Source organism: Parazoarcus sp. PS-13 R2A, assembly GCF_057621855.1.
Genome location: NZ_JBYEXN010000006.1, coordinates 61,018 through 83,752 on the forward strand (window position 1 = coordinate 61,018; position 22,735 = coordinate 83,752).

A 22,735-nucleotide genomic window follows, 5' to 3' on the forward strand; every position below is an offset into this window, starting at 1 on the left:
CTTGATCACACCGTAGCGCCCGTCCCGACGGTGGCGACGATGCGCGTCGTGCGTCTTCAACCGGTCTCGCTGACGACCTTCAGGATGTCTTCACCGTAGGCTTCGAGCTTGCGGTCGCCAATACCGGTGATGCCACCCAGAGCGGCCATGCTGTCGGGCCGGGCGAGGGCGATCTCACGCAAGGTCGCATCGTGGAAGATCACGTAGGCGGGCACGTTGCGTTCTTTGGCCAGCGCTGCGCGCCACGCCCGCAGGCTGTCGAACAGGGTGGTCGGGATGCCGCCCGGGATGTCGAGGCGTGCTGCGCTGCGTCGGCTGCGGCTGCGGGTTTTCTCGGTCGACACCCGCAGCAGGAACTCGGCCTCGCCGCGAAGCAGCGGACGGGCGAGGTCGGTCAGGGTGAGTGCGTTGTAGCGCTCGTGATCCACCGCGACCAGTTCGCGCGCAACCAGCTGGCGGAAGACCGTGCGCCAGCGTTTTTCGTCGAGGTCGCTGCCGATGCCGAAGGTGCTGATGTCGGCGTGGCCGCGCTCCACCACTTTCTCGGTGCTCTCGCCACGCAGCACGTCGATCAGGTGACCGGCGCCGTAGCGCTGGCCGGTGCGATAGACGCAGGACAGGGCCTTGCGCGCGGCGTCGGTGGCATCCCAGGTCTGGGGCGGACTGATGCAGTTGTCGCAATTGCCGCAGGGGGCCGAGCTTTCGCCAAAATAGGCCAGCAGGTGCTGGCGCCGGCAGGTGGTCGCTTCCACCAGTCCGACCAGCACCTCGAGCCGGTTGCGTCCCAGGCGCTTGAACTCTTCGCTGCCCTCGGACTCGTCGATCATGCGCCGCTGCTGCACCACATCCTGTGCGCCCCAGGCCATCCAGGCCTGCGCCGACAGGCCGTCGCGCCCGGCGCGTCCGGTTTCCTGGTAATAGCCTTCGATCGAGCGGGGCAGGTCGAGGTGGGCGACGAAGCGCACGTCGGGTTTGTCGATGCCCATGCCGAAGGCGATCGTGGCCACCATCACGATGCTGTCTTCGCGCAGGAAGCGGTTCTGGTGTTCGGCGCGCACTTCCTGCGGCAGGCCGGCGTGGTAGGGCAGGGCGTTGATGCCCTGTTCCTGCAGCCAGGCTGCGGTTTCCTCCACCTTGCGCCGCGACAGGCAGTAGATGATGCCGGCGTCCGACGGGTATTCCTCGCGGATGAAGCCGATCAGCTGGCGGCGCGGGTCGTCCTTCTCGACGATGGTGTAGCGGATGTTGGGCCGGTCGAAGCTCGAGATGAAGCGCCGTGCCTCGCCCAGCCGCAGCCGGGTGGCGATCTCTTCGCGGGTCTGGCGGTCGGCGGTCGCGGTGAGGGCGATGCGCGGGATCGACGGGTAGCGCTCGGGCAGGATGGAGAGCTGCAGGTATTCCGGGCGGAAGTCATGCCCCCACTGCGACACGCAATGCGCTTCGTCGATGGCGAACAGGGCAAGCCGGTTGGTGTCGCGCAGGTGGTCGAGCTGATCGAGAAAGCGCGGCGTCATCAGACGCTCTGGCGCCACGTAGAGCAGATCGAGGCTGCCGTCGTAGAGCGCACGCTCCACCGCGCGCGCCGACTCGGCGTCGAGGCTGGAGTTGAGGAAGGCCGCATTGACGCCGGCCTCCACCAGCGCACTCACCTGGTCGTGCATCAGCGCGATCAGCGGTGACACCACGATGGCCGTGCCTTCGCGCATCAGGGCCGGCACCTGGTAGCACAGCGACTTGCCGCCGCCAGTGGGCATCAGCACCAGTGCATCGCCGCCGCCGGCCACGTGCCCGACGATGGCTTCCTGCTCGCCGCGGAAGGCGGTATAGCCGAAAACGTGTTCGAGGATGTGGAGTGCGGAGGCGGATTTAGCGGGCATCGGGGGGCATTCTAGCTGCAAGGGGGGCGGGGTGCGGCGTCTGTTTGGCGCCTGCAGCGTGCATCCGGCTCACCCGCCGTCGCGGATGCGACCGATCAGCGCCGTCGTGGAGCGATCAACCTCGAATGGAATCGAATGCACCGTGCCGCCCCAGGCAAGCACCTCGGGGGCGCCGACGATGGCCTCGGGCGCCCAGTCGCCGCCCTTCACCAGAATGGCGGGGTGCGCCGCGAGGATGCGCTCGATCGGCGTGTCTTCGTCGAACCAGGTGACAAGATCGACGCTCTCAAGTGCGGCCATGACGGCCATCCTGTCTTCCAGCGGGTTGAGCGGACGGTCATCGCCCTTGCCCAGTCGCTTGACTGACGCGTCGGTGTTGAGTGCCACCACCATCGCCGCACCCAGTGCGCGTGCCTGCGCAAGATAGGTCACGTGGCCGCGGTGCAGGATGTCGAAGCAGCCGTTGGTAAAGACCAGTGGTTGCGGCAACTGCGCGCAGCGCGATGCCAATGCGTCGGGCGGGCACAGTTTGGATTCGAAGGCGGGGCGGCTGTAGCTCATGGGTGTCTGGCGTGGGAAAGCAGGGTGTCGATTGTAAGCGATTGGCGCTGTGCGGACGGGCCCGGGTGACCAGGGCAGGTGGACGAGGGGCCGCCCGACGTGCGCCGATCGACTAGAATCCTGTGCCCGGGATCGCGGCCTGCGGTCCTGCCAGGGTGTTTGCGGACGAGGGAGTGAGCAGAGTGAAAGGCTGGATGCGCGGAGTGAGACGGATCGTGTCCCCGAATTTCGACGCCCGCCCGACGGGCGAGCGGATTTCGCTGGTCGTCATCCACGCCATCAGCCTGCCGCCCGAGCGTTTCGGCGGGCCCGGCGTGATTCAACTGTTTACCAATTCACTGGATCCGCACGAAGACCCGTATTACGCAACCATCAGTCACTTGCGGGTGTCGGCGCATTTTTTCATCCGCCGTGACGGCGAGCTGATCCAGTTCGTTCCCACCGAGGCCAGGGCCTGGCACGCGGGGGTGTCCTCCTGGCGCGGACGAGAGCGCTGCAACGATTTTTCGATCGGAATCGAGCTTGAGGGCTGCGACAACCAGGCGTTCGAAAGCGTGCAATACGATGTGCTTGCTGCGTTGCTTAAACGACTGCGACGGCGTTATCCCGGGGTCGAAATCGCCGGCCATTCGGACATCGCGCCCGGACGCAAGACCGACCCGGGGCCTTGCTTTGACTGGGTTCGGGCCGGTGTTGTGGCGCCACTGCAACAGGTCGATTTTGACAAAAATCAATCAGATCAATAGACTCCGCGCACATTGCATTGCAGCATTGTTTTAAACCAATCAATTTTCGGTGCGTTGCCGGGGCTCGCTAAAGCGACACGGCACTTCAGTCATGGACGTGCGCACCGCGGGACCGGAGTCTGGTTGCGGCTCCTGTCTTACACCTACTGGCGACCGAACATCTCGCACGGCTTCCTGGCTTACCGGCCATCAAGCCGCCCGCACACCGGGTGACCTTCCCGGTTTCGTCATGGCTCCTACCTGAGTCTGGCAGCGATGTGTTCCGGCCACAGCACGGAGGACACCATGAATCACGCAACGTCTTTTGAACGCGTCTGGCGCTCAGCCAGTTCCGGTCTGTTTCGAATGGCGCACGGCAGTTTGCTGGCGCTTGGTCTGGTAGCAGTCGTATTCATCGGCTCCGGCCGTCTCGACGGCGAACAGGCCACTTCCTTCAACGCATTGGTTTCCGAAGCCAATGCAGCAGAAACCCCCGTTGTAGCCGCAGCGCCTGCCGCCAAAAAGGTCAGCGCCAAGGTTGTCGAAGAAGATGTCACGCTGTCGCGCGAAATGGCCCGCGTACGTGACTGGGTTTCGCGGCGCTACAAAGTGTCGACCGTTGCCCTCGAGCCCGTGCTGCTGGCGGCAGAGGAGTCGGGGCGGCATGTCGGCATTGATCCGCTGCTGATCGTGGCGGTCATGGCGATTGAGTCAAGCTTCAACCCCTTTGCCGAGAGCTCCATGGGCGCGCAGGGCCTGATGCAGGTCATCCCGCGCTTCCACATGGACAAGATCGGTGACGAGCGGGGCGAAGATGCGCTGTTCGATCCCGAACTGAACGTGCGTGTCGGCACCCTGGTGCTGCAGGAAGGCCTGCGCCGCTATGGCAGCATGAAGTCCGCGCTGCAGTACTACGGTGGCGCCCTGAGTGATCCCGCTGCTGCCTATGCCCGCAAGGTCATGGCCATGCAGCAGCGTCTGACCACTGCCGCTGGCCGCAAGTCCGACGGCGCTGCCTGAGTCTGCAGGCGGGTTCGCCCCGCCTGAGGCTGCGGTCCTGGCTGCTTAAAGAACCGTACGCATGCGAGCGACTGCTTCAAGCAGTCGCTCGCTTCGCGTTGTATAGGCGATGCGCAGGTGCTGACGCGGGCGGTGATGGCCGAAGTCCAGTCCCGGCGTCGCGGCCACGCCTGCCTCTTCAATCAGGCGGCGCGCCAGTTGCTCGCTGTCCGAGGTCAGTGCGGATACGTCCGCATAAATGTAGAACGCTCCCTGCGGCTCGGTAGCAATATTGAAGCCGAGTTCCCGCAAAGCCGGCACCAGGGCGTCGCGACGACGTCCGAATTCAAGCCGGCGCGCCTCCAGAATTTCCAGTGTCGCGGGTTCGAATGCCGCCAGTGCAGCGTGCTGTGCCGGGGTCGAGGCCGAGATGAAGAAATGCTGCGCGAGCTTCTCAATCTCCCGCACATAGGCCTGCGGTGCCACCATCCAGCCCAGGCGCCAGCCCGTCATCCCGAAATACTTCGAAAAGCTGTTCACCACGAATACGTTGTTCGCCTCGGCCAGTTCCGCCTGTGCCAGCGCGGTTGAACTGTCGACGCCGTAGGTCAGCCCCTGATAGATCTCGTCGACCAGCAGCAGACCGCCGTGCGCCGCAGTGCTGCGATGAAGCGCGACCAGTTCGGCGCCGGTCAGCAGGGTGCCGGTGGGGTTGGACGGGCTCGCGACCATCAGTCCCCGGCTACGGGGTCCCCAGGCCGTGTCGATCTGTTCGGGCGTCGGCTGATAGCGGGTGGCGGCATCGACCGGCAAGCTCGTTGCCACGCCCTCGAACGCTCTCACCAGATGGCGGTTCGACGGGTAGCCGGGGTCCGGCAGCAGCCATTCGTCGCCGGGGTCGGTTGTTGCTGCCAGCGCCAGCATCAGGGCGCCTGAGGCGCCTGCGGTGATGATGATGCGCTCGGGCGGGACGTTCGCATTGAACTGAGTGCGGTAGAAGCTGGAAATGGCTTCCCGCAGGCGGGGTTGTCCGAGGCTGGCCGTGTAGTGCACGTCGCCGCCGCCAATGAATCGACTGGCCGCGTCAATGATCGGTTGAGGGGTGGGGAAGTCGGGCTCGCCGACCTCCATGTGGATGATGTCCCGTCCCGCAGCTTCCAGTTCGCGCGCGCGGCGCAGCAACTCCATGACATGGAAGGGCTGGATGTCGGACATTCGGCGGGCGAGTTGCGGGGGCGTCATCGTTTGTTCCTTGAAAAGAAAAAAGCGCCGACGGATCGGCGCTTTGTCGTCCGTGCCGGCCGTGACGGCCGGGATGGAATCAGTCTGCGTTCATCGCGAGTTCAAACAGTTCGCGCTTGAGCATGAACTGCTTCGGCAGGCGATCCTCGAGTTTGTCGAACCACTCCTTGTGCAGCGCAAGCTCCTGCTTCCACGCGGCGGTGTCCACTTCGGTCAGTGCGTCGAACTCGGCCTTGCTGACGTCGGCATCGGTCCAGTCGAGGTCCTCGAAGCGCGGCATCCAGCCCAGCGCGGTTTCCTTGGCGGCGATACGACCCTTGCAGCGGTCGACGATCCACTTCAGAACGCGCATGTTCTCGCCGAAGCCGGGCCACATGAATTCGCCCTTCTCGTTCATGCGGAACCAGTTCACGCAGAAGATCTTCGGTGTGTTCTCCACCGTGTGACCCATCTTCAGCCAGTGGTTGAAGTAGTCGCCCATGTGGTAACCGCAGAACGGCAGCATGGCGAAGGGGTCGCGACGTACCACGCCCTGGGCGCCGAAGGCTGCAGCGGTGGTTTCGGAGCCGAGGGTCGCGGCCATGTACACGCCGAAGTTCCAGTTGAAGGCCTGGTAGACCAGCGGCACCGTGGTGGCGCGACGACCACCGAAGATGAACGCCGAGATCGGCACACCCTCAGGGTTCTCCCAGTTGTCGTCGATCGAGGGGCACTGGCCGGCCGGCGCGGTGAAGCGCGAGTTCGGGTGAGCGGCCTTGCGACCTGTTTCCTTGGCGATTTCCGGCGTCCAGTCCTTGCCCTGCCAGTCGATCAGGTGTGCAGGGGCTTCCTTGCTCATGCCTTCCCACCACACGTCACCGTCGTCGGTCAGTGCGACGTTGGTGAAGATGATGTTTTCCTTCAGGGTCGCCATGGCGTTGAAGTTGGTCTTCTCGGACGTGCCTGGGGCCACGCCGAAGAAGCCGGCTTCGGGGTTGATGGCGTAGAACTTGCCATCCTTGCCCGGCTTGATCCAGGCGATATCGTCGCCGACGGTGGTGATCTTCCAGCCGTTGAAGCTCTTGGGCGGGATCAGCATGGCAAAGTTGGTCTTGCCGCAGGCCGACGGGAAGGCCGCTGCAACATAGGTTTTCTCGCCTTCGGGGCTTTCCACGCCGAGAATCAGCATGTGTTCGGCCAGCCAGCCTTCGTCGCGCGCCATGGTCGAGGCAATGCGCAGGGCGAAGCACTTCTTGCCCAGCAGGGCGTTGCCGCCGTAGCCCGAACCGTAGGACCAGATCTCGCGCGTTTCCGGGAAATGGACGATGTACTTGGTGGTCGGGTTGCACGGCCAGCGGCTGTCCTTCTCGCCGTGGGCGATGGGGGCACCCACCGAGTGCACGCAGGGCACGAACTCGCCGTTGGTGCCGAGTACGTCGAAAACGCCCTTGCCCATGCGCGTCATGGTGCGCATGTTGGTGACGACGTAGGGGCTGTCGGAGATCTCGATGCCGATATGCGCGATCGGCGAACCGAGCGGGCCCATCGAGAACGGCACCACGTACATGGTGCGGCCATGCATCGAACCCTTGAACAGTTCGTTCAGGGTGCCGCGCATCTTGGACGGCTCTTCCCAGTTGTTGGTGGGGCCGGCATCGCCCTCGTCCTTGGAGCAGATGAAGGTGCGATCTTCAACCCGCGCCACGTCCGACGGATCGGAGAAAGCGAGATAGGAGTTCTTGCGCTTTTCGGGGTTGAGCTTGATCAGCATGCCCGATTCGACCATTTCGGCGCACAGGCGGTCGTATTCTTCCTGGGAGCCGTCGCACCATACGACCTGGTCGGGCTCGGTCAGGGTAGCGATCTCCGCGACCCATTTCTTCAGGCCTTCGTGACGGACATAATCGGGTGCTGCAGCCAGGGCTGCGTCGGCGAAGCGTTGACTCATGGCGAAAAGCTCTCCAGTTTGCTGAAGCGAAACCGTTCCCCGTCGGTCGAGCCCGATCAGTCTCGAAAGGCCTTGCGGCCGGCGGGCGTCAGGCCTGCACAATCTTGGCCGCAGCGGGCCTCGCTATGCATCCTGCAAAACGACTTGCGGAAAATACTAGGATAGTCCGCAGCCGATGAAAGCCTAACATTATGCCACGGGTCCCATTTTCGGGAAAACGCCAGTGACTGAAAATGCTTTTCGCAATGTGAAAACGCGTTTCACAGGTGTATGCTTGAAAGCTTGCGGCCCGCGCAGTGACCGAAGCCGGATGTTTTTCCGGTGTCGGGCGCTGCACGCGAGAAACCACAAGAACCACAATACAGACGAGACGGAAGACACTCATGGATGAACTGATTCGCGCTGCGGCGCTCGATTACCATCGCTACCCGCGTCCCGGAAAGATCTCGGTTACGCCCACCAAGGTGCTGTCCAACCAGCGCGACCTCTCGCTGGCCTATTCGCCCGGCGTAGCGGCCGCCTGCGATGCCATCGTCGAGGATCCGGCCGAAGCGGCCAACCTCACCTCGCGCAGCAACCTGATCGGCGTCATCACCAACGGGACTGCCGTCCTCGGTCTGGGGAACATCGGCCCGCTCGCAGCCAAGCCAGTGATGGAAGGCAAGGGCGTGCTGTTCAAGAAATTCGCCGGGATCGACGTGTTCGACCTCGAGATCAACGAGCCCGACGCCGACAAGCTGATCGACATGATCGCAGCGCTCGAGCCGACCTTTGGCGGCATCAACCTCGAGGACATCAAGGCGCCGGAGTGCTTCTACATCGAGAGCAAGCTGCGCGAGCGGATGAAGATCCCGGTCTTCCATGATGACCAGCACGGCACTGCAATCGTCGTTGGCGCGGCCATCCTCAACGGCCTCAAGATGCAGGGCAAGGCGCTCGACAAGGTCAAGCTCGTCACCTCGGGTGCGGGCGCGGCGGCGCTCGCCTGCCTCGACCTGCTGGTGATGCTGGGCATCCCGGTCGAGAACATCTGGGTGACCGACATCGAGGGCGTGGTGTACGAAGGCCGCACCACGCTGATGGATCCGATCAAGGCGCGCTATGCCAAGAAGACCGACGCGCGCAAGCTGGCCGAGATCATCGAGGGCGCGGACGTGGTGCTCGGCCTGTCGGCCGGCGGCGTGATCAAGCGCGAGATGGTGGCAAAGATGGCGCCGAAGCCCTTGATCCTGGCGCTCGCCAACCCGACCCCGGAGATCCTGCCGGAAGAAGTGCTGGCAGTACGCGACGATGCGATCATCGCCACCGGCCGCTCGGATTACCCGAACCAGGTCAATAACGTGCTGTGCTTCCCCTTCATCTTCCGTGGTGCGCTCGATGTCGGTGCCACCACCATTACGGACGAGATGAAGCTCGCGGCTGTGAAGGCGATCGCCGAGCTGGCGCGTGCAGAGCAGAGCGATATCGTCGCCGCGGCCTATGGTGAGAAGGTGTCGGGCTTTGGCACCGAATACATCATTCCGCGTCCGTTCGACCCCCGTCTGATCGTCAAGATCGCACCGGCCGTAGCGGAAGCCGCGATGACGTCCGGCGTGGCGACCCGTCCGATCACCGACTGGGACGCCTATCGCGCCCAGCTGAACAACTTCGTGTGGCACTCCGGTCTGATCATGAAGCCGGTGTTCGCTGCGGCAAAGCGTGCGCCCAAGCGCATCATCTTCTCCGAGGGTGAGTCCGAGAAGGTGCTGCGTGCGGTGCAGACGGTGGTCGACGAGGGGCTTGCGCACCCGATCCTGATCGGCCGGCCCGACGTGGTGATGAACAACATCAAGCGTTTTGGTCTGCGTATCGAGGCTGAGCGTGACTTCGAGCTGGTCAATCCCGACTCGGATCCGCGATTCCATGAGCTGTGGGAGCACTACCATTCGCTGATGGAGCGCAAGGGTGTGTCGGTCGAATACGCGAAGAAGGAAGTGCGTCGTCGCACCACGCTGATCGGGTCGCTGCTGCTCAAGTTCGGCTATGGCGACGGCCTCATCTGCGGCACCTATGGCATGCATCGCCTGCACCTCGACTTCGTCGAAGCCGTGCTCGGGCGTCGTGCGGATGCCAAGCATTGCTACACCCTCAATCTGCTCAATCTGCCGGGTCGCACCTTGTTCCTGGCCGATACCTACGTCAATTACGACCCGACGCCCGAACAGGTGGTCGAGATGACGCGCCTGGCGGCGGAAGAAATGGTGCGTTTCGGTGTCGAGCCGCGCATTGCGCTGCTGTCGCACTCGTCTTTCGGTTCGGCAGATTCGCCGACGGCCGAGAAGATGCGCATCGCGCTGCGCATGCTGCATGAGCAGCACCCCGAACTGCAGGTCGAGGGGGAGATGCACGGTGACTCGGCGCTCGACGCCAAGCACCGTCTGCAGGTGTTCCCCAACGCGCGCATGCGTGAAGATGCCAACCTGCTGATCTTCCCCACGCTCGATGCAGCCAACATTGCCTTCAACCTGCTCAAGAGTTCCGCAGGCGAAGGCATGACGGTCGGCCCCATCCTGCTCGGCGCAGCCAAGCCGGTGCACATCCTGACGCCATCGGCGACCGTACGCCGGATCATCAACATGACTGCGCTTACGGTGGTCGAAGCGGGTCAGGAGGACTGACGCCGTCCGGACCTGTTTTCTCGTCTTCGCGCCTGTGCCATGATGGATTCAGGGGAGGTCGGGCATGGATGAGAAAACAGGGCGGGCAGCGCTCGTATTGACGGGTGGCGGCGCACGGGCGGCCTATCAGGTCGGCGTGCTGCAGGCCATTCGTCACATTCGCGGACCACGTCCGGGAAACCCCTTTCCGATTCTCTGCGGCACCTCCGCCGGTGGCATCAACGCCACTGCGCTGGCGGTGTATTCGGCCGATTTCAATGCTGCAGTCCGCAAGCTGTCGTGGATCTGGCGCAATTTCCGTGCGAGTCAGGTCTATCGCACCGATGCGGCCGCGCTGCTGGGCTCTGGGCTGCGGTGGGGCTCGGCGCTTTTCGCCGGCTGGGCGGTCAGGCAGACGCCGCGATCCCTCCTCGACAACAGCCCTCTGCGCGCACTGCTCGAGCGCACGCTCGATTTCAACGCCATCGATCAGTCCATCGAAGCCGGGCATCTGCACGCCGTGAGTGTGACCGTTTCCGGGTATACCTCGGGCGAGAGTCTGGCGTTCTTTTCGGGACATCCGTCCATACAGCCCTGGCGCCGTGCCCAACGCATCGGCACGCGCGCACGCCTCGGGGTGGATCATCTGCTGGCGTCGAGCGCCATTCCCTTCGTCTTTCCCGCAGCACGCATCAATCGCGAGTATTTCGGCGATGGTTCCATGCGCCAGCTGGCACCGGTCAGTCCGGCGATCCACCTTGGGGCCGACCGCATTCTGGTGATCGGGTCGGGGCGGCTGGCGGAGGAGGGGCGGCAGAGGACCGACAGTTATCCGTCGCCGGCGCAGATCGCCGGACATACCTTGTCGAGCATCTTCCTTGATGGGCTCGCAGTCGATCTGGAGCGCATGGAGCGCATCAACGAGACGCTTGGCTACCTGAATGAAGCACAGCGTGCCGCAGCGGGCATCCGCCTGAGACCGATCGAAACCCTGGTGATCTCACCGTCGCAGCGCCTCGACGCGATTGCAGGCCACCATCGCGAGTCCCTGCCGCCGCTGCTGCGTGCCGTCTTGCGCGGGGTTGGGGCCATGCGCCGCGAGGGGTCGACGCTGTTGAGCTATCTGCTGTTCGAGCAGAGCTTTACCCGTGCGCTGATGGATCTTGGCTACCAGGACACACTCGCAAGGCGCGATGAAGTCGCGGCATTCCTGCGCCTCGATGCTTCGGTCTGAGCGATGTCCTTGTGACAGCGGGGCGACAATCTGCACTCAGATTGCGTCATCTCAATGCGGTGTTCGAGCGTTGATGTAACAATCAATTAGGCTTTTTTCACAAGCCACTTCAAAAAAGCTTGATATCTCCCTATTTTCGTTAAGAATTAACGTACACGTCGTTTTCGTTCAGAGCCCCACGATGAAGCCCAGAATTCTCTTTGCCGCGTTACTGTCCCTGGTGCTGGTCCAAGGCGGACTGAGTCCGGCGCTGGCCGCGTCATCGAAGACCACTTCGAAAGCGACTACGGCCGCGTCGAACAAGGCAAGTCAGAAGAAAGCGGTCGCGAAAACGTCGACCCGCAAGGCGAAGCAGTCGACAGCGAAACGCGCGACCAAGAAGGTTGTGGCGAAACGCAGCGCGCCGGCGGCAGAGGAGTCTGCGGAGCTGGCGCTGGACAGCAAGGGCAATCCCCTGCTCAAGTCTTCCGCCTTCTATGTCGCAAACCAGGCGACCGGTGAGGTGCTGCTGGAAAAGAACGGTGGCGCGGTCGTGCCGATTGCGTCGATCACCAAGCTGATGACGGCCATGGTCGTTCTTGAGGCCAGCCCCAGCCTGTCCGAAGAGCTGACCATCGACGAGGAAGATATCGATCAGCTCAAGGGCACCGGCTCACGCCTGTCCCTTGGCACGCGCATGACGCGCGAGGAACTGCTTAGGCTCGCCCTGATGTCGTCGGAAAACCGCGCGGCGTCGACGCTTGCACGCCACTATCCGGGCGGGCTGCCGGCCTTCGTGAACGCGATGAACATCAAGGCGCGTCTGCTGAGCATGACCGATACCCGGTTTCACGACAGCACCGGGCTGAACCCGGCCAACGTCTCCAGCCCGCGAGACCTGGCACGCCTGGTTGCGGCCGCGTCACGCTATCCCCTGATCCGCGAGTTCTCGACCACCCCGGAGCGCTATGTTGAGGTGCGTGGGCGTCAGCTGCGTTTCGGCAACACAAACTCGCTGGTGAAGAACCCGGACTGGGAGATCAGCGTTTCGAAAACGGGTTATATCTCGGAAGCCGGGCGCTGTCTGGTCATGCAGGCCTGGATCAACCAGCAGCCGGTGGTCATCGTGCTGATGGATTCGGTCGGGCGCTATACCCGCACGGCGGATGCGCAGCGTGTGCGCAAGTGGATCGACAGCCGGTCGGCAGAGCGCGTTGCGGTTGCGCCCAAGGCGAAGCAGGGCTGAGGTCGACAGCCCGCCTGGGTCTCAGGCGGGCGCATGCTTACTTTGCGATGTAGCCCAGCGACCTGGAAATCTCGTTGGCGGTTTCACGCACCAGCGGGGCCCAGTCCGGATTGAAACGCTCCGAGGGGGTCGATAGCGACAGGCCGGCGATGAGTTCGCCGCTGTCGTCGCGAATGCCTGCAGCAATGCAGCGCACGCCGGCTTCGACTTCGTCGAGGTCGAAGGCCACCGCATGGCGGCGGACCTTGTCGAGTTCCTTCTCCAGCGCCGGCATCGTTGTCAGCGACTCCGGGGTGGACGGGGGCAGGCCGGTGCGGCGGGCGTAGTCGCGTACCTTGTCGATCCCGTCCTCGACCAGAAAGAGCTTGCCGGTGGCGGTGGTGTGCAAGGGCGCCCGTGCGCCGACGATGTGCACCACGCGCACCGAGGAGCGTCCGCTCGAGGTGCGCTCAACGTAGACGATCTCGTCACCTGCGCGGATACCAAGGTTCACGCTCTCGCCGGTTGCTGCGTGCAGCTTGAGCATTGCCGGCATGGCAGTCTCCCGCAGTGAAATCCGCGACTTGACCAGGCTGCCCAGTTCCAGCAGGCGAATCCCGAGGCGATAGACGCCAGGGTCGGAGCGATCGACGAACCCGCTTTGTGTCATCGCACCCAGAATGCGGTGTGCCGTCGACGGATGCAGCCCGGTTTCCAGCGCAAGCAGCTTGAGCGGCACGGGGTCGGCGTGCTCGGCAAGCGTGTCGAGCAGTTTCATCATGCGCTCGATCACCTGGATGGGGTTCTTGGCCTCCGCCGGTGCGGGGGCGTCGTCGATTTTTCTTGCGGACACGTTGACCTGCAGAGTTGCGTAACGCGTGAATGGTAACTGCGGGACGCAATTTCGCCTAGTGAAATGAAACAGCAAAAGCTGATAAACAGGCGCTTCATGCGTGATGCACGGGTGAAGGGCTGTCGCGGCGGGTCGAGCCCGTGCAGCCCGGCTGGCGCGGGGGCGCCGGTGTCGTGCGCCGGCTCGAAGACGGTCGCACGGATTCCCCCTGCAGGCGCCGGCGGGAATGCGGAGGCGGGCGTGACGAGGCGCACTCAGAACGCAATCTGCAGGCCGCCGGGGAACCGCAATGCACGTCCGGTGGTCATTTGCGCTCCCGCCATCTGGAAGCGGCGTTTACCTGCAGATATACTTTTGCTCAATAATGCCCGGCCGGACCGGGTTGTTTTTTGCCCTCGTCATCCGCCCCGTAGTGGAACCGAAGTGATTTTCCTGGAACCGGAATGAGTCTTCTCCTTATCGTGCTCTTGCCCTTCATCGGTGCGCTGCTGCCTGCGCTGATGATCCGCGCCGGGCGCAATGCCTGTGCAACAGGCACCTTCGTCACCACGCTGCTCGCCTTCGTGGGGCTCATGTCTCACGCGCCGGCGCTGTTTCGCGGCGATGTGATTCATGCCAGCTGGGAGTGGCTTCCCGGCCTCGGGCTCAACGTCAATTTCTTCCTCGACGGGCTGGGCTTCTTCTTTGCCGGGCTGATTCTCGGCATCGGCCTGCTGATCATTGTCTATGCACGCTACTACCTGTCGAAAGACGACCCGATGGGCAGTTTCTATACCTACCTGCTGCTCTTCCAGGGGGCAATGGTGGGCATCGTGCTGTCGGACAACATCCTGCTCCTGCTCATTTTCTGGGAGCTGACCAGTCTGTCGTCGTTCCTCCTGATCGGGTACTGGAAGCATCTGCCTGAGGGGCGGCAGGGCGCGCGGATGGCCCTGACTGTGACGGGCGGCGGCGGTCTGGCGATGATTGCCGGCATGCTGATCCTCGGTGACATCGCGGGGTCCTACGACCTGACGGTGATTCTCCAGAGCGGCGAGCAGATTCAGGCGTCTCCGTACTATCTGACGGCGCTGGTGCTGATTCTGGTGGGATGCTTTACCAAGTCGGCCCAGTTTCCGTTCCATTTCTGGCTGCCGCATGCCATGGCTGCGCCCACGCCGGTGTCGGCCTATCTGCATTCGGCAACGATGGTGAAGGCCGGCCTGTTCCTGATGGCTCGCTTGTGGCCAGTGCTGTCCGGCACGGACGAGTGGTTCTACATCGTTGCGACCACGGGGTTGGTGACGATGCTGCTGGGTGCGTTCATCGCCTTGTTCAAGGATGACCTCAAGGGGCTGCTGGCGTATTCGACCGTCAGTCATCTCGGACTGGTGACGATGCTGTTTGGCTTCGGCACACCGATGGCCGCGACCGCGGCAGTGTTTCACATCCTCAATCACGCGACCTTCAAGGCTGCGTTGTTCATGAACGCCGGCATCGTGGACCATGAGGCCGGTACCCGCGATATTCGTCGTCTTGGCGGGCTGATGAACCTGATGCCAGTCACGGCGACGCTGGCGATGATTGCATCCGCATCCATGGCCGGTCTGCCCTTGCTCAACGGCTTCCTGTCCAAGGAAATGATGCTGCACGAGGCCGCGCACACTGAATGGGCCGGGCAGGGCTGGGTGCTGGCAAGTATTGCGACCCTGGCCGCCTGTTTCTCGGTGGCGTATTCGTTCCGCTACGTTGCTCATGTGTTCTGGGGCAAGGTCCGTGATGACTATCCCCATCGGCCGCACGACCCGCCTGTCGGCATGTGGCTGCCCCCGGCGGTGCTGGTGGCGCTCGTCATTCTCATCGGGCTGTTCCCCGATACGCTGGCAGGCCCGATCGTGGCACTGGTGTCCCGGGCGGTCACGGGTGGGCAGGTGCTCGATTACCATCTCGCTCAATGGCATGGCTTCACTGCCGCGCTGGGGATGAGCGTGATCGCGATCGGTGTGGGCACGCTGATGATCCGCGCCTACCCGAAGGTTCGCGCGTTGTGGCAGGCGGGGCCGCATCCGCAGGCCAAGCGCGTGTTTGACGAACTCATCGCCGCCATCGTCGGCCTGGCACAAGGCATCACGCACGGCTTGCACAACGGTTCCATGCAGCGCTATCTGGCCCTGATGCTGGCCGCGATGCTGCTTGTCGGTTTCGCCGTCTTCCACGGCAGTAGCCATGCGCTTGGCGAGCGTGTTCTGGTGCCGGCAACGCCGGTCGCGGTCGTTGGCTGGATCCTGCTGATGGGTTCGTGTGCGGCCGTCGTGGTGATGCACCAGCGCCGACTGCAGGCGCTGGTGGTCGCGGGCGTGATCGGACTCATCGTGTCGATCGGCTTCGTCTATCTTTCCGCCCCCGACCTCGCGCTCACGCAGATTTCAGTCGAAGTGGTGACGGTCATCCTGATGTTGCTGGCCTTGAACTTCCTGCCCAAGCGTTCGCCGCGCGAGTCGGCGGCGCCCCGGCGCTGGCGTGATGCGCTGCTCGCGCTGGCTGCCGGTGGCGGTGTGGGCGGGGCCGCATGGGCCGTGCTCACGCGCGATGCGGAGACCCTGTCGGGCTACTATCTCGAGCAAGCGGTCCCCGGTGGCGGCGGAACCAACGTGGTGAACGTCATCCTGGTGGATTTCCGGGGCTTCGATACCTTTGGCGAGATCATCGTGCTGGGGATTGCCGCGCTCGCGATCTTTGCCCTGCTCGATGGCTTGATGACCAGCGCTGCAGGTCACCGCCTGCAGGCCTGGCAGCCCGATCAGGCGCGCGCCGCGGACCGGCATCCGATGATGCTGGCGGTCGCGACGCGGGTGATGCTCCCGCTGGCGCTGATGGTCGGCTTCTATGTCTTCCTGCGCGGGCACAATGTGCCTGGGGGCGGCTTCATTGCCGGCCTGGTGGTCGCGGTGGCGCTGATCGTGCAGTACATGGCCAGTGGTTTTGGCTGGGCTGCACAACGCATGAAGGTGGACTATCACGCACTGATCGGGGTCGGGGTGCTGATCGCGGCGGCAACGGGCCTGGGTTCGCTGGTGGTGGGCTACCCGTTCCTGACCAGCACGGCGTGGCACCTGGACCTGCCCCTGATTGGTGAGTTGCACATTGCTTCTGCCATGTTCTTCGATACCGGGGTGTTTCTGGTTGTCGTAGGTGCAACCATGCTCGCGCTCGCCAATCTCTCGCGCGTGGGCCGTCATGCCGAACACTTGCTGGTCAATCGCGAGCCGATGGATGTCGATCCGTCGCGCGTCGTGCCTGCCACTGGAGAGCACTGAAATGGAATTTCTTGTGGCGAGTGCCATTGGTGGCCTGACCACTGCTGGCGTTTATCTGCTGTTGCGGGCGCGCACGTTTTCTGTCGTGCTCGGTATCGCGCTGTTGTCGTATGCGACCAACGTGTTCCTGTTTGCAATGGGGCGTCTTGCGCCCAACGCACCCCCGGTGATTTCGAGTCTGGCCGCGTCATACACGGACCCCTTGCCGCAGGCGCTGGTGCTGACTGCCATCGTCATTTCATTTGGGATGACGGCGGTTCTGGTGGTGATGGCGCTGTGCAGCTATCTCGAGAACGATTCTGATCATATCGATGGTGCGGTGCTGTCCCATCCAGGCCAGGGTGAGTCCGCGGTGCTGCCGGTGGAAGTGTCGGAGGGCGGACGGTGACCCAGTGGATCGTCTTCGCCATCCTGCTGCCGGCCCTGATGGGGCCGCTGCTCGTACTGGTCGCGCGCTACGACATCGTGCTGGCGCGTGTCCTGTCGGTGGCAACCTGCACTCTCCAGCTTGTGCTCGCAGTCGCGCTGATGCTCTCGGCGTCGTCCGAACCCCCGCAGATGTACGCGCTGGGCGACTGGCCTGCGCCTTTTGGCATCGTGCTTGTGCTCGATCGCCTGTCCGCGCTGATGCTGCTCCTGACTGCGCTGCTGTCGCTGCTGGTGCTGCTTTATGCGATCGGCGGCTGGGACTCGAAGGGGCGTCATTTTCATGCGCTGTGGCAGTTTCAGGTCATGGGGATCAACGGCGCATTCCTGACCGGCGACTTTTTCAATCTCTTCGTATTCTTCGAGATCCTGCTGATCGCGTCTTACGGTCTCATGGTCCATGGCGGCGGTCGCGACCGCATGAGCGCCGGGGTGCAGTATGTGGTTGTCAATCTGGTCGGCTCGACGCTGTTCCTGATCTCGGTGGGCCTCATTTACAGTGTGACCGGTACGCTGAATATGGCGGATCTTGCGCTCAAGGTGCCGGAGCTTGCACAGGGTGATCGCGCGATTCTCAATACCGGCGCGCTGCTCCTGCTCATGGTGTTCGGCATCAAGGCGGCGCTGGTGCCACTGCACTTCTGGCTGCCGGGTGCCTACTCCAACGCGCCTGCGCCGGTCGCTGCCCTGTTTGCGATCATGACCAAGGTGGGGGCGTATTCCATCCTGCGGCTGTTTCCGCTGGCCTTCGGCGACGGGGCGGGGATGTCGTCCGGGCTTGCCGAACCCTGGCTGCTGCCGGCGGCGCTGATTACACTGGCCTTGGGCATGATCGGTGTGCTGGCGGCGCGCAGCATGACCCAGCTTGCCAGCTTCGCGGTGATCGGCTCCACCGGAACCCTGATGACCGCGGTGGGGCTGTTTTCGCCGCAGGCCACAGGCGCGGCCTTGTACTACCTGATGCACTCGACGCTCGCCGCCGCGGTGCTGTTTCTGATCGCGGGAGAGGTTGCGGTGCGGCGTGCCTGCGCCGACAGGTTGTCGCCGGGGGGCGAGTTCGCCGACCGCGGGTTGCTGGCGGTGTTCTTCTTCATCGCGGCAATCGCGCTGTGCGGCATGCCGCCGCTGTCCGGCTTCATCGGCAAACTGATGATTCTCGACAGCGCACGCACGGCACCCAATGCAGTGTTGATCTGGGCGGTGATCCTGGTGTCTTCCCTGCTGTGCATCATCGGCTTCGGACGTGCAGGCAGCGCGGTGTTCTGGAAGAACGCGCCGGATGCGCAGGTGCTGGCGGAGGATTCGCCGCTCGCGGAGCGTCGATCGGTGCTGCCACTGGTGTCGATTGGCACCCTGCTGGCGGCGCTGGTGTTGTTGACCGCATTCGCCGGGCCTATGATGACTTGGATCGAACAGGCTGCAGAGCAGATCTATCATCCCGCGTACTACATCGATGCGGTGATGGGTGAGGCTGGAGGGTACGAATGATGGAGCATGAGACGCAGGCTCACCAGCCTCAGACGCATCAGGCGAAAGCGCTCAACTGGCTTCCGCACCCCTTGATGACCTTGTTGCTGATCCTGATCTGGGTGCTGCTGCAGAACAGCCTCAGCCTTGGCAATGTGGTGCTCGGCGTCTTCCTTGGGGTGTTGTTTCCGCTGCTGACGTCCGGCTTCTGGCCCGACCGGCCGCGTGTGCGCAATTATCGCAAGGCAGTCGGCTATTTCCTGATCGTGATGGGCGACATCGTGGTCGCCAATATCGAGGTTGCGCGCCTGATCGTGTTCGCCAAGGTGTCGTCGCTGCGGCCGCGCTGGATCTCCGTGCCCTTGGCGCTGACCCAGCCGGAGGCCATCACGCTGCTCGCCGGCACCGTCACGATGACGCCGGGCACCGTCAGCTGCGACCTGTCCGCAGACGGTCGCCACCTTCTGGTTCATTGTCTGGACGAACCTGATCCGGACGCTGCCGTGCAGCGTATCAAGACGCGCTATGAGGCGCGGCTGTTGGAGATATTCGAATGATCGAGCATGCCCTGACCTTTGCATTCGGCGCAATTTCGCTCGCCCTGCTGATGAACCTGTGGTCGGTCGTGCGCGGACCCAGCATTCTGGATCGTGTGCTGGTGGTCGACACCATGGTGATCAACGTCATCGCCCTGATCATTCTGTATGGCATCAGTGAAACGACCCCGGTGTATTTCGAGGCGGCGCTGATCTTTGCCATGTACGGCTTCGTATCCACGGTTGCCTACGCCAAGTTCGTCTTGCGCGGCAACATCATCGAATAAGGAGTGACAGCGAGATGCCCATTCTGGCTGAAGTCGTTATTTCTGCGCTGATCGTCATCGGCGCGGTGTTTCTGCTTGTGGGGTCGTGGGGCATGATTCGCATGCCTGAACTGATGACCCGTCTGCATGCGCCGACCAAGGCCACCACGCTTGGTGTGGGCGGGACCCTGCTGGCATCGATCGCCTATTTTCTGGCTGAAGAGGGGAGTTTTTCGGTCCACGAACTGCTGATTTCGATGTTCCTGTTCCTGTCTGCGCCGATTACCGCACATTTTCTGGCCAAGGCACACATGCATAGCCGGCTGAGTGCTGCCCTGTTGCCGAAGCCTGAGGGCAAGGGCTGGAGCACCTACGACAAGTCCGATGCAGCGGAAACCGCCGAGGCGTCCGCGCGCGAGTCCTCCTGAGTCATTCCCCGCCTGCCGGCGGTGTGCTGCACCCTGTCTGGTGGTCAGTGAGGGCGTCCCCAAGGGGGCCGGTTTCAGGTTTGTGGCCAGCACGGTGGGCAGATCTGGAGACGGCATGTGCTGCCAGCGGCGCAGTGGCGAGCAGCACCAGTACCGCAAACACGGCCTCAAGCGCCATCTCTCCGCTGCTGGCTGCCGCGACGCCCACGAGTACCAGGGCGGCCCCCAGTGAACCCGCCTTGCTTGCGGAATGCATGCGGCTGTAGCAGTCGGGAAGCCTCACCAGGCCAATCGCACCGATCAGGCAAAGCAGTGCGCCGGCCAGGATGAGGCCGCTTGCCAGAATGCCGAGCAGTGTCTGAGTCATTGGTCGCGCTCCTCCTTGATCGATGCCGCTGGTGGCGACTCGGCTTCGCGTGTCCTGAACATCAGCATGAAGGCAGTGGTGCTGATGAAGGACACCAGCGCCAGAACGACGGCGGCGTCGAGCATCACCGCCTGGCGCGAGTGGAGCGCGAACAGCCCCAGCGCGGCGGTGCCGAGCAGGGTCAGCGCATCGATTGCCACCACGCGGTCGGGGCCGGTGGGGCCTCGCAGCAGGCGTGCCAGTATCAGCGCAGCGCTGACGCCCTGCAGGGCGAATGCGAGTGGAATCACCCAGGCTGCACCGGCCAGCTCAAAGCTCATGCTCCACCCTCCGTCGTTGATCCCGCATCGATCCATCTCAGCAGCCGGAATTCGATCCTGCGCACGCCCCGCTCGACCGCGTCCTGCGAATCGGCGTCGAGCGCATGTACGTACATGAGCTGGCTGTCGCGGTCGTAGTCGAGCGCAAGGGTGCCGGGCGTGAGGGTCAGCAGTGCGCCTATCAGTGTGGCGATGCCGTCGTCAGCACGCTTCAGTCTGATCGCCACCACGGCCGGCCGGGTGTTCATCCTTCGGCGCAATACAAGGCGAGCGACATCGAAACTGGCCTTGAATATCTCGCCGATGAACCAGACGACGAAACGGACGCCGTACTCGACTCGAAGAGCGTAACGACGGATGCCAAAGAGGTCGCCGGAGAGTCGCAGTACGCCGAACACGATCATGAAGGTGGCCAGCACCCCGAGCGGGCTCAGCATGTCGGCGAAGGCTGCCAGTCCGAAGGCGAGGGCAAGGTGAAGAAGCGCCATGATCACCTCCCTGGCGCGCCGAGCACGGCGCTGATGTAGTGCGCGGGGTGGGCAAGCTGTTCTGCGGCGGCGCTGGCGAAGTCCATCACCGGTCCCGCGCCGATGCCGATACCGACCGTGATCGCAGCCAGGCCAGCTGCGGCCCACCATGCCGGAGCCTGTCCGCTAAGCGTGCGGCTGCCTGCCGTGCCCAGCGGATGTGCCTTGAGGAAGGCCTCGTTCCAGATCTTGCTCATCGACAGCAGGGTGAAGATGCCCGTCAGCAGCGCGATGCCAACCGCGATCCAGGCGCCGGTCTCAAGCCCCGCCCGCACCAGCACGAACTTTGCCCAGAAGCCCGACAGCGGCGGAATGCCGGCCAGCGAGAGCGCAGGGATGGCAAACATCAGGGCCAGCCACGGTGCGCGGGCATAGAGTCCGCCCATTGCGGGGAGGCGTTCGGAGCCCGTCATGCGCGCGGCGATGCCGCCGATGAAGAACAGGTTTGCCTTCACGACGATGTGATGGATCAGGTAGAACACCGCACCGGCCAGCGCCAGCGGTGTAGCCAGCGCCAGACCGAGCACCATGTAGCCGACCTGGCTGACGATGTGAAAGGAGAGGATGCGCCTGACCTCGGTCTGGGCCGCAGCGCCGAGCACCCCGATCAGCATGGTGGCGCACGCCACCCATAGCAGCACCTCATGCACCAGTCCGGCATCCGGCCACAACAGGGTGACCAGCCGAATCAGCGCATACACGCCGACCTTGGTCAGCAGCCCGGCAAAGAGCGCGGATACCGGCGTCCACGCAACATGGTAGGACGCGGGCAGCCAGCCGAAGACCGGAAACAGCGCGGCCTTGATGGAAAAGGCGAGCAGCATCAGCACCAAGGGCGCCTGCACGCCTGGCGGGGTGTCGCCAGCCGCGAACAATGCCGCCAGTTCGGCCATGTTGAGGGTGCCGGCGCTGCCGTACACAAGGCCGGCAGCGAGCAGGAACATCAGCGTGGCGATCAGGTTGAGAATCACGTAGACCACGGTACCCGCCAATCGACGCCTGTCACCGCCCAGGGCGATCAGCGCAAACGAGCCGACCAGCAGCACTTCAAACCAGACGTAAAGGTTGAACACATCTCCGGTGATGAAGGCGCCGCAGACGCCAACCAGCAGGCCGTGAGTCAGCAGGTGAAAGTCGCGGCCGCGCGCAGGGTCGGTGTCATGAGCGAGCGAATAGAGCACGGTGGCCGTCGCGATCACCCCGGTAATCGCCACCATCGCTGCCGACAGCCGGTCCACCACCAGCGTGATGCCGTAAGGGGCTGCCCAGCCACCCATCTGACTGACCAGGATGTCGCCCCGGCCGGCGTATGCGACCAGTGCCAGTCCGACCGCCATCAGTCCGGCCGCACCGAGCAGGCTCAGCCCGGCGCAGGCGCGGTGGTTGCCACGGGTCAGCAGACAGGCGATCAGCGTGCCCAGCGGCAGAAGCAGGGGGGCAACAAGAAGCAGGTGAGGGGAGGGGCTCATCGCGGCGCCTTCTCGTCCAGGTCGGGCGAGGGGGCTTCAGCGACTTCAGTGACACGGTCAGTCGCGGTGCTGCCATGCAGCTCCCAGGTGCGCCGCAGCACTGCCAGAGCGAAGACAAAGAGGGCAAAGCCGATGACGATCGCGGTCAGCACCAGGGCCTGGGGCAGCGGATTGGCGGCCAGTTCGGGCACGCCGTTGGAAGAGACAAAAGCGGCGGTACGGTTGCCAAGCCGGCCTGCGGTCAGCACGGCAATATTGATGCTGTTGCCGAGCAGCACGATACCCAGGACGACCCGGACCAGATTGCGGTCGAGCAACATCCACACACCAATGGCGGCGAGCAGGCCGGCGGTGATCGCAGCGACGATTTCCATC

At 63.7% G+C, this 22,735-nt stretch carries 21 protein-coding genes; 11 read left to right on the forward strand and 10 right to left on the reverse strand.

Annotation, left to right across the window (positions count from 1 at the left end; all coding sequences use genetic code 11):
* Positions 1-56: 56 nt before the first annotated feature.
* Both recQ and rfaE2 read right to left on the reverse strand, forming a co-directional pair.
* Complete coding sequence (gene recQ / locus AC22G6_RS07765; protein WP_487366313.1) at positions 57-1,877, reverse strand: DNA helicase RecQ; 1,821 nt, start codon at positions 1,875-1,877, stop codon at positions 57-59.
* 69 nt (positions 1,878-1,946) lie between these two features.
* The gene (gene rfaE2 / locus AC22G6_RS07770; protein WP_108950747.1) at positions 1,947-2,438 is read right to left on the reverse strand and encodes a D-glycero-beta-D-manno-heptose 1-phosphate adenylyltransferase; all 492 of its coding nucleotides are present in this window, start codon (positions 2,436-2,438) and stop codon (positions 1,947-1,949) included.
* A 194-nt stretch (positions 2,439-2,632) separates the two neighbouring features.
* On the opposite strand from rfaE2, the gene ampD reads away from it, so the two are divergent.
* Entirely contained in the window at positions 2,633-3,184 is a 552-nt protein-coding gene (gene ampD / locus AC22G6_RS07775; RefSeq protein WP_487366394.1) for a 1,6-anhydro-N-acetylmuramyl-L-alanine amidase AmpD, read from the forward strand.
* Between the two features lie 285 nt (positions 3,185-3,469).
* On the forward strand, positions 3,470-4,183 hold the full coding sequence (locus AC22G6_RS07780; protein ID WP_108951528.1) for a transglycosylase SLT domain-containing protein: 714 nt from the start codon (positions 3,470-3,472) through the stop codon (positions 4,181-4,183).
* Positions 4,184-4,228: 45 nt separating this feature from the next.
* On the opposite strand, the gene AC22G6_RS07785 is transcribed toward AC22G6_RS07780, so the two are convergent.
* Entirely contained in the window at positions 4,229-5,404 is a 1,176-nt protein-coding gene (locus AC22G6_RS07785; RefSeq protein WP_487366314.1) for a pyridoxal phosphate-dependent aminotransferase, read from the reverse strand.
* Between the two features lie 79 nt (positions 5,405-5,483).
* A complete protein-coding gene (locus AC22G6_RS07790) occupies positions 5,484-7,331 on the reverse strand; it encodes a phosphoenolpyruvate carboxykinase (GTP) (protein ID WP_108950749.1) in 1,848 nt (615 codons plus the stop codon).
* A 383-nt stretch (positions 7,332-7,714) separates the two neighbouring features.
* Between AC22G6_RS07790 and AC22G6_RS07795 the strand changes: the two genes are divergently transcribed.
* The 3 genes from AC22G6_RS07795 (at position 7,715) to pbpG (ending at position 12,426) form a co-directional block, all read left to right on the forward strand.
* Positions 7,715-9,988 (forward strand): NADP-dependent malic enzyme, encoded by a 2,274-nt coding sequence (locus AC22G6_RS07795; RefSeq protein WP_487366315.1) that lies wholly within the window; start codon positions 7,715-7,717, stop codon positions 9,986-9,988.
* A 64-nt stretch (positions 9,989-10,052) separates the two neighbouring features.
* A complete protein-coding gene (locus AC22G6_RS07800; RefSeq protein ID WP_487366316.1) occupies positions 10,053-11,201 on the forward strand; it encodes a patatin-like phospholipase family protein in 1,149 nt (382 codons plus the stop codon).
* A gap of 181 nt (positions 11,202-11,382) precedes the next feature.
* Positions 11,383-12,426: a D-alanyl-D-alanine endopeptidase gene (gene pbpG / locus AC22G6_RS07805; RefSeq protein WP_487366317.1), complete on the forward strand. Its 1,044-nt coding sequence runs from the start codon at positions 11,383-11,385 to the stop codon at positions 12,424-12,426.
* A gap of 37 nt (positions 12,427-12,463) precedes the next feature.
* Here the strand turns inward: pbpG and AC22G6_RS07810 are convergent, their stop codons facing one another.
* Positions 12,464-13,258 carry an IclR family transcriptional regulator gene (locus tag AC22G6_RS07810; RefSeq protein WP_108950753.1) on the reverse strand — a complete coding sequence of 265 codons (795 nt, stop codon included), beginning with the start codon at positions 13,256-13,258 and terminating at the stop codon, positions 12,464-12,466.
* Between the two features lie 443 nt (positions 13,259-13,701).
* Between AC22G6_RS07810 and AC22G6_RS07815 the strand changes: the two genes are divergently transcribed.
* From AC22G6_RS07815 to AC22G6_RS07840, 6 genes are read left to right on the forward strand one after another with little or no spacing between them, the layout of a single operon-like run.
* Complete coding sequence (locus AC22G6_RS07815; protein ID WP_487366318.1) at positions 13,702-16,554, forward strand: monovalent cation/H+ antiporter subunit A; 2,853 nt, start codon at positions 13,702-13,704, stop codon at positions 16,552-16,554.
* Position 16,555: 1 nt separating this feature from the next.
* A complete protein-coding gene (locus AC22G6_RS07820; protein ID WP_487366319.1) occupies positions 16,556-16,942 on the forward strand; it encodes a Na+/H+ antiporter subunit C in 387 nt (128 codons plus the stop codon).
* On the forward strand, positions 16,939-18,468 hold the full coding sequence (locus AC22G6_RS07825) for a monovalent cation/H+ antiporter subunit D (RefSeq protein WP_487366320.1): 1,530 nt from the start codon (positions 16,939-16,941) through the stop codon (positions 18,466-18,468). Before AC22G6_RS07820 ends, AC22G6_RS07825 begins: the two co-directional genes overlap by 4 nt.
* Entirely contained in the window at positions 18,465-19,004 is a 540-nt protein-coding gene (locus AC22G6_RS07830; RefSeq protein ID WP_487366321.1) for a Na+/H+ antiporter subunit E, read from the forward strand. The genes AC22G6_RS07825 and AC22G6_RS07830 overlap by 4 nt, the downstream gene beginning before the upstream one ends.
* The gene (locus tag AC22G6_RS07835; protein ID WP_108950758.1) at positions 19,001-19,270 is read left to right on the forward strand and encodes a K+/H+ antiporter subunit F; all 270 of its coding nucleotides are present in this window, start codon (positions 19,001-19,003) and stop codon (positions 19,268-19,270) included. Before AC22G6_RS07830 ends, AC22G6_RS07835 begins: the two co-directional genes overlap by 4 nt.
* A gap of 14 nt (positions 19,271-19,284) precedes the next feature.
* Entirely contained in the window at positions 19,285-19,677 is a 393-nt protein-coding gene (locus tag AC22G6_RS07840) for a Na+/H+ antiporter subunit G (RefSeq protein ID WP_487366322.1), read from the forward strand.
* 1 nt (position 19,678) lies between these two features.
* On the opposite strand, the gene mnhG is transcribed toward AC22G6_RS07840, so the two are convergent.
* The 5 genes from mnhG to AC22G6_RS07865 are packed head-to-tail and all read right to left on the reverse strand — an operon-like array spanning position 19,679 to position 22,734.
* Positions 19,679-20,044 carry a monovalent cation/H(+) antiporter subunit G gene (gene mnhG / locus AC22G6_RS07845; RefSeq protein WP_487366323.1) on the reverse strand — a complete coding sequence of 122 codons (366 nt, stop codon included), beginning with the start codon at positions 20,042-20,044 and terminating at the stop codon, positions 19,679-19,681.
* Positions 20,041-20,364 carry an MrpF/PhaF family protein gene (locus tag AC22G6_RS07850; protein WP_108950761.1) on the reverse strand — a complete coding sequence of 108 codons (324 nt, stop codon included), beginning with the start codon at positions 20,362-20,364 and terminating at the stop codon, positions 20,041-20,043. The genes mnhG and AC22G6_RS07850 overlap by 4 nt, the downstream gene beginning before the upstream one ends.
* Positions 20,361-20,852 carry a Na+/H+ antiporter subunit E gene (locus AC22G6_RS07855; protein ID WP_487366324.1) on the reverse strand — a complete coding sequence of 164 codons (492 nt, stop codon included), beginning with the start codon at positions 20,850-20,852 and terminating at the stop codon, positions 20,361-20,363. Before AC22G6_RS07855 ends, AC22G6_RS07850 begins: the two co-directional genes overlap by 4 nt.
* 2 nt (positions 20,853-20,854) lie before the next feature.
* Complete coding sequence (locus tag AC22G6_RS07860; protein ID WP_487366325.1) at positions 20,855-22,360, reverse strand: proton-conducting transporter transmembrane domain-containing protein; 1,506 nt, start codon at positions 22,358-22,360, stop codon at positions 20,855-20,857.
* Positions 22,357-22,734 (reverse strand): sodium:proton antiporter, encoded by a 378-nt coding sequence (locus AC22G6_RS07865; RefSeq protein WP_487366326.1) that lies wholly within the window; start codon positions 22,732-22,734, stop codon positions 22,357-22,359. Before AC22G6_RS07865 ends, AC22G6_RS07860 begins: the two co-directional genes overlap by 4 nt.
* Position 22,735: the final 1 nt, after the last annotated feature.